General features: G+C 61.2%; 11 protein-coding genes. 7 read left to right on the plus strand and 4 right to left on the minus strand.

Annotated elements, in window-relative coordinates; translation table 11 throughout:
* Genes DTP52_RS15220 through DTP52_RS15245 form a run of 6 tightly spaced genes read left to right on the plus strand, consistent with a single transcriptional unit; the run spans position 1 to position 6,886 of the window.
* Positions 1-1,170 carry an NAD(P)/FAD-dependent oxidoreductase gene (locus DTP52_RS15220; protein ID WP_109754086.1) on the plus strand — a complete coding sequence of 390 codons (1,170 nt, stop codon included), beginning with the start codon at positions 1-3 and terminating at the stop codon, positions 1,168-1,170.
* The gene (locus DTP52_RS15225; protein WP_109754087.1) at positions 1,161-2,018 is read left to right on the plus strand and encodes a TauD/TfdA family dioxygenase; all 858 of its coding nucleotides are present in this window, start codon (positions 1,161-1,163) and stop codon (positions 2,016-2,018) included. Before DTP52_RS15220 ends, DTP52_RS15225 begins: the two co-directional genes overlap by 10 nt.
* 9 nt (positions 2,019-2,027) lie before the next feature.
* On the plus strand, positions 2,028-3,311 hold the full coding sequence (locus DTP52_RS15230) for an acetyl-CoA carboxylase biotin carboxylase subunit family protein (protein WP_109754088.1): 1,284 nt from the start codon (positions 2,028-2,030) through the stop codon (positions 3,309-3,311).
* A 46-nt stretch (positions 3,312-3,357) separates the two neighbouring features.
* Positions 3,358-4,305 carry an EamA family transporter gene (locus DTP52_RS15235; RefSeq protein ID WP_005733019.1) on the plus strand — a complete coding sequence of 316 codons (948 nt, stop codon included), beginning with the start codon at positions 3,358-3,360 and terminating at the stop codon, positions 4,303-4,305.
* A gap of 23 nt (positions 4,306-4,328) precedes the next feature.
* Entirely contained in the window at positions 4,329-5,570 is a 1,242-nt protein-coding gene (gene argE, locus DTP52_RS15240) for an acetylornithine deacetylase (protein ID WP_176687871.1), read from the plus strand.
* Positions 5,567-6,886 (plus strand): MFS transporter, encoded by a 1,320-nt coding sequence (locus DTP52_RS15245; RefSeq protein WP_109754089.1) that lies wholly within the window; start codon positions 5,567-5,569, stop codon positions 6,884-6,886. The genes argE and DTP52_RS15245 overlap by 4 nt, the downstream gene beginning before the upstream one ends.
* 20 nt (positions 6,887-6,906) lie before the next feature.
* On the opposite strand, the gene DTP52_RS15250 is transcribed toward DTP52_RS15245, so the two are convergent.
* Complete coding sequence (locus tag DTP52_RS15250; protein ID WP_109754090.1) at positions 6,907-8,115, minus strand: MFS transporter; 1,209 nt, start codon at positions 8,113-8,115, stop codon at positions 6,907-6,909.
* Positions 8,116-8,268: 153 nt separating this feature from the next.
* Between DTP52_RS15250 and DTP52_RS15255 the strand changes: the two genes are divergently transcribed.
* Positions 8,269-9,150, plus strand: a complete 882-nt coding sequence (locus DTP52_RS15255; protein WP_109754091.1) for a LysR family transcriptional regulator — start codon at positions 8,269-8,271, stop codon at positions 9,148-9,150.
* A 205-nt stretch (positions 9,151-9,355) separates the two neighbouring features.
* Here the strand turns inward: DTP52_RS15255 and DTP52_RS15260 are convergent, their stop codons facing one another.
* The 3 genes from DTP52_RS15260 to DTP52_RS15270 form a co-directional block, all read right to left on the minus strand.
* A complete protein-coding gene (locus DTP52_RS15260; protein WP_218278356.1) occupies positions 9,356-10,057 on the minus strand; it encodes a YafY family protein in 702 nt (233 codons plus the stop codon).
* A gap of 3 nt (positions 10,058-10,060) precedes the next feature.
* Entirely contained in the window at positions 10,061-10,993 is a 933-nt protein-coding gene (locus tag DTP52_RS15265) for an NAD(P)-dependent alcohol dehydrogenase (RefSeq protein WP_109754093.1), read from the minus strand.
* Positions 10,994-11,172: 179 nt separating this feature from the next.
* Positions 11,173-11,952 carry an SDR family NAD(P)-dependent oxidoreductase gene (locus DTP52_RS15270; protein WP_109754094.1) on the minus strand — a complete coding sequence of 260 codons (780 nt, stop codon included), beginning with the start codon at positions 11,950-11,952 and terminating at the stop codon, positions 11,173-11,175.
* Positions 11,953-11,968 lie beyond the last annotated feature (16 nt).

Raw genomic sequence — 11,968 nt, forward strand, 5'->3', positions numbered from 1 at the left:
ATGGAGCAGCATGTGTTCGACGTCATTGTCGTAGGCGGCGGTCCCGCAGGGCTGAGCGAGTGTATCCGGTTGATCGATCTGGGCCTGAAAGTCGCGGTCATCAGCGATGTATTCGGGGGATGCATGGGCATGATGGGGGACCATCCATTGCAGTCGTACTGCAATGAACTGGAGATCGAAGGGGCCCCCTATCCCTTGCATCGGTTCATGCGCAAGTTGTGCGTCAGCCCCACTGGCGAGGAATACGCCGCCTATATCCGGAGCAACTTCGAAGCCTTGCCATTGACCAGGATCCAGCAACGGGTGGTCACCGTAAGCAAGGCACAGGGGCTGTTCGAGGTAAACCTGGCCCCGGGTTCCCAGGGGCATCCCTTGCGTGCGCGGCAGATTATCCTCGCGACCGGGATTCGCCCGAAGGCGCCGCCCTTCGAAATGCCCAATGCGCATTGGCTCAATTGCTTTGACGTCTACCAAATGGTTGCGCGGGGCCAGGTCCAGCGCTTCCTGCAGCAGGACGTCGTCATCTTCGGCAGCGGTAACAGTGCGTTCCAGATCGCACTGCTGCTTGCCCCGTTCGCCCGCAATGTGTCGATCCTGATCAAATCCTATCTGGGGCTGTATCCCCAGGAGACCGATGATCGGTTTGCCCTCAGGTCCCTGAGCCAGCGCACGCTGGAGATGATAGCCAAGACGTCGTCCAGTTCCTTTCAAGGGCCGCTCAACAGCGCCAACAGTACGGGCCGGGCCAATATCTGGCTGCATGCCTACAACAGCATTCGCCAGGAAGGCGACAAGGTCGTCCTGGATCTTCCGGCGTCACTCAACGGCAATTCGCTGCTCCAGGCTTCCTGCCGCAAGGCTCGAGAGGCCGGCCGGCTGGTCGAAGCCCAGGCATCCGAGGGGTATGAGCTGCACTTGGATATATCGGCGAAGGATCAATGCCTGGTTTCGGCCATCGGCGTCACCGCACAACTGCCCGCCACCGACTGGCCGCAACTGCTCAACCCACAGACCGGATTCACCTGTCACCAGGATGGGAAAAGCCCTGTCGCAGGCCTGTATTTCGCGGGGGCAGCCTCAGGCTATGCGTCGATCAACACGATGGTGCCCGCAGCAGCGGAAATGAGTACCACGCCATCGCTGCAAGAAGGGCTGCGGTCATGGGCGTGAGGATGTTCCAGCCGCTGCGCATGGACCTTGGCGATGTGCTCGAGCAATCGACAGCGGAGCTCAAGCAGGCCATCGCCCGGGCCAAGGTGCTGGTCATCGCCAACCAGGACGTCAGTGTTGCCCCTTATGTGCAGTTGATGCGCAGGCTGGGTTCGCCTGTTCATCATGTGTTGGCCAAGTACTGCCTCGAGGATTACCGAGAAGTGCTGACCGTGACCAATCTCCATCGCAACGGCCAGGCCTTGGGCGTGCATGAAGGAGGCGGGTATTGGCACACCGACATGTCGTACAAATCGGCGAATACGGTGTTCACATCACTGCTGTCCGTGCAGGTGCCGGACCAGCACGGCGAGACTCAATTCATCGATTGTGTCGCAGGCCTGCACCAGGTTCGCCAGTGGCTGGAAAGTCCGGGTTGCCCGCAACACCTGAAGGGTCTCGATCTGGAAAACCTGCGGGTTCACCACCGTTTCGGCAATCGCGACACCCTGCGCAATGCCGCCGCGGCGGTGCAACAGCTCAATCCCCAGGAGGCAGGCGCGCTGGAAGACACCGTGGTTCACCCCCTGGTGCTCAAACATCCGCTCTCCTGCGCGACGTCGCTTTATGCGCCGGCCGCCACGGCCATGCAAATAGAAGGGGTAACGCCTGCACTGTCCCATCGCATTCTCGACAGTCTGGTCGATTTCCTCGTTCAGCAGGCGCCGCGCTATCGGCATGCCTACCGCCCAGGCGACATCGTGATCTGGGACAACCTCTCAACGCTGCATAAAGGTCCGCCAATCCCCAAAAGTGAAGGGGGGGCCGATGCGCGCCTTCTCTACCGCATGAACGTCGACTTCCAGTGAGGCATTACCATGATCAAGACTATCGTTTTCCTGACGCCCCATTACCTGAACTTCGCCTCCGAGAAGGCCTTGCAGACGCTGGGACGAGACTGTCGCACCGTACTGATCGCCTATCATGCCGATGTCCTGCCGCCCGTGCTCGAGCGCAACGTCTCGCAGGTAGTGCGCGTCGATGCCGACCTGCAGCGCAACATTCGCCCGTTGCTCGATCATGACCAATGTCGAGATGTCATCAGCGATGAGTTGCGCGCCGTGCAGGGCAACACGTCGTCATTGCGTATTTTCTGCCAGGAAGAATGCCACGTTGAGCTGGCGGCCCAGTTACGCGAGGAGTTCGGATTAGAGGGCGATACACAGGCGATCGTGGCGAATTTTCGCGACAAGGTGCTGATGAAGCACGCCGTCAGCCAGAAGGGGATACGCATTCCCGAATTCGTACCACTGGATCACGTACGCCTATCGGCCGAGCCACAGGCTTACTACGCCGAGCTGACGACGCGATTGGGCTTGCCCCTGGTCCTGAAACCGGTGAACGCGGCAGGCAGTTTCGAGGTGTCGATCATTCGCAACGAGGCCGAATTCAACAAGGCCCGCGAGCAAGTATTGGCGTCACCGTATCATTTCGATTATGAGGTGGACGAGTTCATCGACGGCGACATGTTCCAGTGCGATTCGTTTGTGGTTGACGGCCAAATCCGCTACTGCGGCGTCCTGGAATTGGGTTGCACCAACTTCGACTTTGTCCAGGGCAAGCCCTTGAGCGTGATTCCCGTGGCCGACCCTGCGCTCAGGGCGACCCTGGAAGCCTTCAACCGGGACGTGATCGCGGCCCTGAACTTTCGCAACGGCTCGACGCACCACGAGGTTTTTGTTGACCGCAAACGCGGTTATCCGGTGTTCCTGGAAATTGCCGCACGCGTACCTGGCGGCATCGGCGTGCCGTATCACGAGAAAAACAGCGACATCAACCTGATCGACGCCAATCTCTACCTCGTGGCCGGTGCCGCGGCGCTCGATGACATCAAGCCCAACGAGAAGAACAACGTGGTGTCCGCCTTGTTGCCCTTGCGCAAAGGCCGGATCAGCCAACTCAACGAACCGCCCATTTCCAGTGCCTACGACATCGATTGGCGGGTCGCCCCGGGCATGGTGGTGGACTCCCGATCCCTGGCCGATACCGCGGGCATCCTGACGTTGTACAACGCGGATCCACAGGTACTGCGCGCCGACTTCGAAGCCTTGCAGCAGTACGTGCCAACCCAGGTGGAAGTGCTGGAGCCGGGAACCGCATGATCAATCCAGTGGGCGGCAGGCAACAGGTTTTTCTCAAGGAGCAGGCATGAAGACAGGAATACTCGGTGCCGTCAGCATGGCGGTCTACTGCATCTCGACGGCGCTCTCGGCCGTCTGGGTCATGGTGGCGTTCACCCGTATCAGTGGGGCGGCGCTGACATTCATTACCTTCCTGATGGCCTGGGCGGTATTTTTCCTGGTGCATACCTTGCGTGGTCATGACCCGTTTCGCCTGCTGCGCGAGGAGTGGCGCGGCGTGCTGCTGCTCAATGTGCTGACGCTGTTCAGTTGGTGGCTGATGTTCATGGCCCTGCAGCGCATCGAGGCGTCGGTGGAATCGGCCATCTATCAGGGCTGGATGCCGCTGGTGGTGGTGGTCTGCGAAATGCTGGTGGCGCGGTCCTCGGTCAGTCGTTCCCGGTGGCTGGGCGCGCTGCTGATCCTGTTGTCACTGATGGCCCTGGTTCTTATGCGTCTCGCGCTGGGGGTCACGGCCCAGGTCAGTCTTGTCAACTTGCATGAGGGCATTGCCCTGGCTTCCGTGGCCGGGATCACCGGCGGGATCTATGTGTTCTGCTCGGCCCGACTGAACCGCGACAGCAAGTACAGCGCCATGGATATTCTGTGCGTCAGGTTCTTCCTGCTCTTGATTGTCACGGGATGGGTCGGCCGGGAAAACCTGCACCAGTTGCTCACGCTTGATACCGCCATGCTCGGCCAATTGATCAAGCTGGCATTCGTCAGCGTGCTGATTCCGGTGTTCACCCTGCAGTTTGCCATTCAGCATTTGGGGGGCGGGCGGGTGTCCATTCTCACACCGTGCGTGCCGGTCATCGCCTTGGCGGCCGAGTTCGTGCTCTCCACCTGGCACAGCCCCTGGGTGCCAGTCCTGGTTACGGTGGTGTGCGTGGCGGTGTTGTTGTCCAACGTCTGGTTTTCGCGAGACAGGCAGGTTGTTCGCTCGGGCCCCATGCCTGTCGCCCTTCAAAAATAGACTTCGGTTTACTGGAGCATCCCATGACTCTTTCCTTGGCCTTCGCACAGGGGGCGGCAGACGCTTGCTCGAATGACGGCCGCAGCGTGCTCGCACGCACGTTGGAAATCGCACGAACCCTGATTGGTTTCCCTTCGGTCAGCGACCGTTCCAATCTGGACCTTATCGAATGGGTGAGCGGGTACCTGCACGGCGTCGGGGTGCAGGCCCAGATTCTACCGGACGTCACCGGGCGCAAGGCGAACCTGTTTGCCAGTCTCGGACCGCCGCGCCCCGGGGGCATCATCCTGTCCGGACATACCGACGTGGTGCCCGTCGCGGGCCAGGCCTGGGCGCAGGACCCGTTCAGCGCCCACCTGGACCACGGACGGCTGTACGGTCGCGGCAGTTCGGATATGAAAGGGTTTATCGCTGTCGTACTGGCGATGGCTCCCGAGCTGATGGCGTCTGCACGGCAAAGCTTTCACCTGGCCTTGTCCTATGACGAGGAGGTGGGCGCGATGGGTGCGAAACATCTGGCGCCCTTCATCTCGCAGGCACAGCTGGAGCCCGCCGGTTGCATTGTCGGCGAGCCGACTTCAATGGAGCTGGTGATCGGCCACAAAGGGCGTCATGAAATCAATTGCTGTGTCCATGGCAAAGTCGCGCATTCATCACTGCCAAGCGAGGGGGTCAATGCCATCGACTATGCCGCGAGGGTGCAGATGCAGCTTCAGCAAGTGGCCAAGCGGCTGGCGAAAGGGCCGCTGGACGGCGGGTTTGATGTCCCGTACACCACGGTTCAGGTCTGTCGGGTCAACGGCGGTGTCGCTGGCAATGTCATTCCTGGCCAATGCAGCTTCGACTTCGAGATTCGCTACCTGCCCGGATGCGATGCCGAGCAGCTGTTGGTACAGATCAAGGACGACGCCAACCAGGCCATGCACGGCGAAATGAATGATCGCTCGGCGGGGGCGTCCATCGAGTTTTCCCACACGCTGCATACCCCGGGGCTGGATGAGAGGGGTAATCAGGCGTTCGCGCAGTGGATCCGTCAGGCCAGTTCGATGGCCCATGGCCGACAGCGCGTGGCGTACAGCACCGAGGCTGGGTTGTTCCAGGCCGAGGGGATCCCCACGATCGTCTGTGGCCCGGGCAGTATCAAGCAAGCGCACAAGGCGAACGAGTATGTGGACCTGGCTCAACTTGAGGCTTGTGAACGATTCCTGCGTCGCCTGGCGCGTTGTGAGTCATTACCTCCACTTCCAGCCAGGGGTGAGCAATGAGCGCCGCAGCCCTGGATAGCCAGGGGCGCGAACGCAAAAAGCTGGTGCTGGCTGTGAGTGTGGGCGCCGCATTGGAATGGTTCGACTTCACCCTGTTCGCGATCTTTGCCATGCAGATCGCCGCAGCGTTCTTTCCGGCTTCCGACCCCTTGATGTCGTTGCTCGCTTCCTACCTGGCGCTCGCCGTCGGCTTCGTTGCCCGGCCATTGGGGGCGCTGCTGATGGGACGTTATGCCGATCGCCGGGGGCGCAAGGCCGCGCTGACCCTGTCCATCATGCTGATGGGCGCCGGGACCCTGATCATTGCGGTGTGCCCGACCTACCAGGCCATTGGTTGGTGGGCCCCATTGAGCATTGTCGTCGCACGCATATTGCAGGGGGTCGCGGCAGGAGGAGAGATTGGTGGCGCGCTGGCCTATCTTGTCGAAACGGCACCCGCCGACCGCCGTGGTCTGTTTGCTTCCAGTCAACAAGTGGCGCAAGCCGGATCATTTTTACTCTGTGGCTTAAGTGCGAGCCTGTTGTCGAGCGCATTGACGCCAGCCCAGTTGGATGAATGGGGTTGGCGCGTGCCCTATGTCTTCGGACTGCTCGTGGTGGTGGCGGGCTTGCAGATTCGCCGCAGCCTCGAGGAAAGCGAGCCGCTGCGCCGCTTTCTCGATAGCCAGGATAATCAAGCGCTGGCAGGGAAGGGGGCAAGCCTTCGCCCCTATCTGCCTAACCTCGTGATGGGGGTGTTGATCGTCGTCCTCTGGACAGTCGCGACGCAATTGATCAACTTCATGCCGACCTATGCGTCGATGGTGCTTGCAGTTCCACGCAACGAGGCCTATCTGGGGCTGGTGCTGGTCGGTCTCATCACGCTGCTGTGTCCCTTGACCGCACTGCTATCGGACCGTATCGGGCGCTATACCGTCATGCTCATCGGTGCCGTGGGGGTCGCGCTCTGCGCATATCCAGGGTTCGTATGGTTGAACAGCAGCCCCAGCCTCCAGACGCTGATCAGCTTCCAATGCGGGCTGGCGGTCTTGATGGTGCTCTACACGGGCCCGGCCGCGGCGGCATTGGCAGAGCTGTTTCCGGTGCAAGTCAGGGCCCTGGGGGTTTCGCTGGCGTACGCCTTGTCGGTGACCGTCTTCGGCAGTTCCACGCCGACCCTGATTACCCTGATCTACCGACAGAGCGGGGATGCGCTCGCCGCCGCCCACTGGTTGTTCGCGGCGGCGTGCCTGAGTGCGATACCACTGGCCTGGGTAAGCCTGTCGAAATATCGGGCAAGTGCTAATCCGGCGTTGGTTGTCGAGCATGAGACGTGAGCGAAGATGAGCAACGAACCTCATTGACGACTGCGGGGGAATCCGCGCTGCTTGGCTGACCACACGACTGCCAACGTCAGAAGCAGGAGAACCACCAGGACAGGCGCAAATGCAACGACCCCCAGGTGATCGAGCAGAATGCCTCCGACGATTCCGCCGCCGGCAATGGCCAGGTTCCAGGCCGTGACCAACATCGACTGGGCGAGATCCGCTGCGTCTCCGGCAGTCTTGGCGATGGCCGTCTGGAACAGCGTCCCAGCCCCTCCGAAAGCGATTCCCCAGGCGGCCACGGCGATATACACCGCCGCTGGCCTGTCGCTCATCGCCCCTAGCGTCATTGCCGAGAGGGCGAACAGCACCGTACCTGCAAGCGTCAACGCCCGTAGATGGCGATCGATCAGCACGCCGACGACCCAGATCCCCAGCAACGACGCGACGCCAAAGACCAGCAGGACCAGATCCGTCCGCTCGCCCAGGCCCGCCGCCGCCAAAAACGGAGCGATATAGGTAAAGAGAATGTTGTGCGCCAGGACAAAAGCCAGCACCACGAACAACACCGAGCGAACGCCCGGCAGCGTGAAGACCTGACCCAAGGCGAGGCGTTTATGGGTGGCCTGCCCAGGAAAATCAGGCACCTTGAGTCGTACCCAGACCATCAAGGCCACGGCGAACAGGCTCATGATGGCGAAGCTCATTCGCCAGCCGACCAGGTTGCCGAGCAGCGTGCCGGCCGGTACGCCGAGGGATAACGCCAAGGGCGCGCCCACCATGGCGATCGCAATCGCACGACCTTTCTGGCTTTCGGACACCATGCGGGCGGCATAACCGGCCAACAAGGCCCAGAGCAGCCCGGCCGATACGCCACCGAGCAAGCGCGCGACCATCGTCAAAACATAATGGGTGGAAAGCGTCGTGACGGTATTGGCAACGGCGAAGCCGGCGATGGCCAGCAACAAGAGTGTTCTGCGTCGCATACCTTGGGTCGCGGCGGTCAATGGAATGGCCGCCAGCAAGGAGCCGATCGCGTAGACCGTTACCAACTGGCCGGCCAGGGCCTCGGAGATCGCCAGCCCTTCGCTGATCTGTGAAAGAAGCCCGGCGGGCAAGGCTTCGGTGAGGATGGTCACGAACGCCGCGAGGGCAAGGGCAAACAATGATCCGATGGGGAGCGGTGCCGTGGCTTGAACAACCTCGGCCTCGGCGTCGATGTGGGTATTGGCAATCGTCATGGGTCACCTGTTTGGAGCGCGCCTGACCCGCCGGGACGACGCGGTCAATTGCAGATTGATAAGTGTCGACTACGGTAGGTGCCCGTCTTTGGCGAGACAAGAATGCTAGAGTGCACAACACATCGGAAAAAATGTCCGTAATGGGGGCCAGGCGTGGAATCACTGAGCGGGATTGATTTTTTTGTGCGCGCGGCTGAAACCCGCAGCTTTTCAGAAGCGGGCAGGGCGCTGGGCATTTCGTCTTCGGCGGTGGGCAAAAGCGTCGCCCGGCTCGAGGCGCGACTGGGTGTGCGGCTGTTTCATCGCAGCACGCGAAGTATCACTCTGACGGCGGAGGGGACGCTGTTCCTCGAGCGTTGCCGGCGCATTCTCTGCGAAGTCGAAGCGGCCGAACTGGAGTTGTCGGAAACCCGCAAAGCGCCACGGGGCAAACTGCGCGTGAGTTTGCCTCTTGTTGCGGATTTGGTCATGCCGACGCTGATCGCCTTCATGCGCCGCTACCCCAGTATCGAACTGGACCTGGATTTTTCCGATCGGCTGGTGGACATCATCGAGGAGGGTTTCGATGCGGTCATTCGAACCGGAGAGCCGAACGACTCCCGGCTGATGTCCCGTCCGTTGGGCCCGTTCAAGCTCGTTGTGGTCGGTTCGCCCCGGTACTTCGCCGAACACGGCACACCGCACGCACCGGCGGACCTGCTGCGCCATGCCTGCCTGCTCTACAAGTTCCCCAGTACTGGCAGGATGCAAGTGTGGCCGGTAAACGGGGACGGGGAGCCGGAACTCAACCTGCCGGCGACCCTGGTCTGCAACACCACCGAGGCGTTGCTGCACGTGGTGCACGATGCGCTGGGCATCGCCTGTGTGCCAGATTTCACTGTGCGCGAGGCGATCGCCAGCGGTGAGCTGGTCACCGTCCTGGACGACTTCAATCGGCATCAGAGCACCTTTCGCATGCTCTGGCCCTCAAGCAAACACCTGGCGCCGAAGCTGCGGGTGTTCATTGATTTCATGAGCAGTGAGTTGTTCAAGTGACTGAACCACCGCTATCGCGAGCAGGCTCGCTCCCACATTCGATCTTCAGCGAGCACAACATTCATGCCCATCCCAACTCCTCTGTGGGAGCGAGCTTGCTCGCGATAGCGGTGGTGCAGTTACAGGGATGTTGGATTTGCGGCCCTCATCGCGAGCAAGCTCGCTCCCACAGAGGAAATGGGTTGGCCATAGAGCAAGTCGGCTGCTAGCTGCAATCCTTCTGTTTGCACGGGTGCGCTTCCCGGGAGCGCCACTCCTTGACCAGCTGTTGCCTGGGACGGGCGTAGCGCTCTTCCAGGACAACCACCTCGACGATCCGGTCCGTTCGGAATAAACGATAGTCGCCGCGCAGTTCGCACCAGCCTGCGATATACCGCTGCGACTCGACGAACCCCAGCATGATCGGCCAGAGGATTCGTTGCGTCTGCTCCCCGGTTTCGTCCTTGTAGACGATCTGCATTTTCCGCTGTTCCCGAAGCGCCAGCCGGACCTGGGCCAGATCCAACGCCGCCGGGGCGCCTTGATTGCGACTGACGTAGATCGTGTCGTGGTCCAAGGTTCGCCGCATCTGTGGCGGCAGGACACTGTCGATTTTTGCCAGCGCGTTCTGAACGGCGTGGGCCAGGCCTTCATCGGTTTGGCGGCTGACCCATTGCGCACCGGCCATCAGCGCCTGGATTTCTTCCTCGGTGAAACTCAAGGGCGGCAACAGAAACCCCGGGCGCAGGATGTAGCCAACGCCGGGTTCGCCAACGATGTCCGCCCCCATCGACTGCAGCGTGATGACGTCCCGGCGGATGGTACGCAATGAGACATTCAGCTCACGGGACAGCGTGACACCGGAAACCGTCCCGCGATGACGCCGAAGCACTTGCATGAGATCGAATAATCTATGGCTTCTTGACACGCTTCAGTCCATGGCCACAAGGGCCTTGCCACGCAGCTTCCTGCCTCCCTCGATGGCCGCGATAAGCTCGATCGCATCGTCAAGAGGCACCACTTCCGCTACAGGAAGCCGGAAGCTGCCATTCTGGGCGGCGTGGGCGAGCGTGTCGAGGACGTCGGGGCGCGGTGTGCAGATGACGGGTTTCAAGCGTTTATCAAAAAAGGAGCGAATGAACTTGCCGGGGCTCGGATTCAGGTCAAGCAGCACGCCGCCTTTGCGCAGCAGGTCGAGGCCGACCGGCAAGGACAGGGTGGCCGCCGTGTCATACACCACATCGAAACGTTCAGGCAGCTTGGACAGATCGGTTCTGCGATAGTCGTAAACCGTATCGACCCCCAGTTGCCGCGCCCGCTCCAGCGTCTCTTCACTGCAAGCACCAGTGATCGTGGCCCCCACCATGCGCGCTATCTGCACGCAGGCTTCACCGACCGCGCCACTGCAACCATTGATGAAGACACGCTGGCCCGCGCTCAGCCCGGCCTTGTCCCGCAAGCCGTTCCAGGCCGTCATGCCCGGTGTCCCGAGGCAGGCGGCTTGCTCGAAGGAAACACCATCGGGTTTGCTGGCCAGCAGCGATTCCTTGGTGACCACGGCTTGAGCCAGTGCACCACTTTCCTTGAAGCGCGCGAGACCAAAGACGGCATCGCCCACTTTAAACCGCGTCACGTTGCTGCCCACGGCGGTGACGGTGCCCGAGAAATCCATGCCCATGGCCCGGGGGAAGGATCTGCCCGTGACGATCTTCATCTGGCCGCTGCGCAACTTCCAGTCGATAGGATTGATGGCGGCGAATCTGATTTTCACAGCGACTTCGCCCTGGCCCGGTGAAGCCAACGTGAATGCCTCGAGCTTCATCACCTGCGGCCCGCCGTAATTGTGATACTGGATACGCTTCATAGCCGACGCTTACTCTGGATGGTTGATGAGATGGAAACAGGGCTGGGGCAGGGGCGCTGTTTCCAGCGCATCGTTTCCTGCGGCCAACCCTTTCACTCTAACCATCGACAGGGTCAGTTTCTGGCACCATTGTTTTGCCAGGCTCCAGGGGCGAGCGGCCGTTGCGGCGCATGTTCAGATCAAGGGGCCTTGTTCTCCACCAGGCAGTTTCCGCCATCCACCACCATGACCTCGCCCGTGATGTAGCTCGCTTCCGAAGACGCAAGGAAAGCGACCAGTGCCGCCACCTCTTCGGGACGTCCCGCCCGGCCCATCGGCGTGTAATCGGCCGCCTTGGCTTCCTCGGCCGTGGTCGACCCTGTAGTGATCCAGCCGGGGGCGACGCTGTTGACCGTGATCCCTTGCCGGGCGACTTCCAGAGCCAGGCCCATGCTCATCCCTACCATCGCGGCCTTCGCAGCGCTGTAGGCCGCCTCGCCGGGGTTACTGCACCGCGTGCCGGTAGTGGAACTGATGTTGACGATGCGCCCGTAACGGCGCGCCTGCATACCGGGCAGAACAGCCCGTGTAAGAAGAAAAGCCGTGGTCAGATTTCGAGCCAGCGAAAGGTTCCAGGCTTGCAAATCCATGATCGCCAGCTCCGAAAGCACCTCTGGGGAACCTTGCATGGCCATGCCCGCGTTGTTAACCAGGATATCGATCCGCCCCCAGCGCGACTCTGCCCAAAGGCTGAACTCGCGTACCTGGTTTTCATCGGTCAGGTCGACGGCCCGCCCTTCGACTTCGAAGCCTTCGGTACGCAGTTCTTCGACTCGATCGAAGACCCGAGCGCTGCTGGCGGTGATGATCAATCTGGCTCCGGCCAGACCAAGCCGGCGTGCGATTGCCATCCCAATGCCGATCTCACTTCCAGCGCCACTGACGATTGCCACATGATCCTGCATTACCGCGTTTGGCATGGTGCTCTCCAAATGA

Origin of the sequence: Pseudomonas sp. 43mfcvi1.1, from assembly GCF_900115935.1 — a bacterium.
Classification (GTDB): Bacteria; Pseudomonadota; Gammaproteobacteria; order Pseudomonadales; family Pseudomonadaceae; genus Aquipseudomonas; species Aquipseudomonas bijieensis.

What these genes read in the sequence shown, in the direction of transcription:
- DTP52_RS15220 (WP_109754086.1), top strand. Translation starts at nt 1, where the DNA reads ATGGAGCAGCATGTGTTCGACGTCATTGTCGTAGGCGGCGGTCCCGCA.
- DTP52_RS15225 (WP_109754087.1), top strand. Translation starts at nt 1,161, where the DNA reads ATGGGCGTGAGGATGTTCCAGCCGCTGCGCATGGACCTTGGCGATGTG.
- DTP52_RS15230 (WP_109754088.1), top strand. Translation starts at nt 2,028, where the DNA reads ATGATCAAGACTATCGTTTTCCTGACGCCCCATTACCTGAACTTCGCC.
- DTP52_RS15235 (WP_005733019.1), top strand. Translation starts at nt 3,358, where the DNA reads ATGAAGACAGGAATACTCGGTGCCGTCAGCATGGCGGTCTACTGCATC.
- argE (WP_176687871.1), top strand. Translation starts at nt 4,329, where the DNA reads ATGACTCTTTCCTTGGCCTTCGCACAGGGGGCGGCAGACGCTTGCTCG.
- DTP52_RS15245 (WP_109754089.1), top strand. Translation starts at nt 5,567, where the DNA reads ATGAGCGCCGCAGCCCTGGATAGCCAGGGGCGCGAACGCAAAAAGCTG.
- DTP52_RS15250 (WP_109754090.1), bottom strand. Translation starts at nt 8,115, where the DNA reads ATGACGATTGCCAATACCCACATCGACGCCGAGGCCGAGGTTGTTCAA.
- DTP52_RS15265 (WP_109754093.1), bottom strand. Translation starts at nt 10,993, where the DNA reads ATGAAGCGTATCCAGTATCACAATTACGGCGGGCCGCAGGTGATGAAG.
- DTP52_RS15270 (WP_109754094.1), bottom strand. Translation starts at nt 11,952, where the DNA reads ATGCCAAACGCGGTAATGCAGGATCATGTGGCAATCGTCAGTGGCGCT.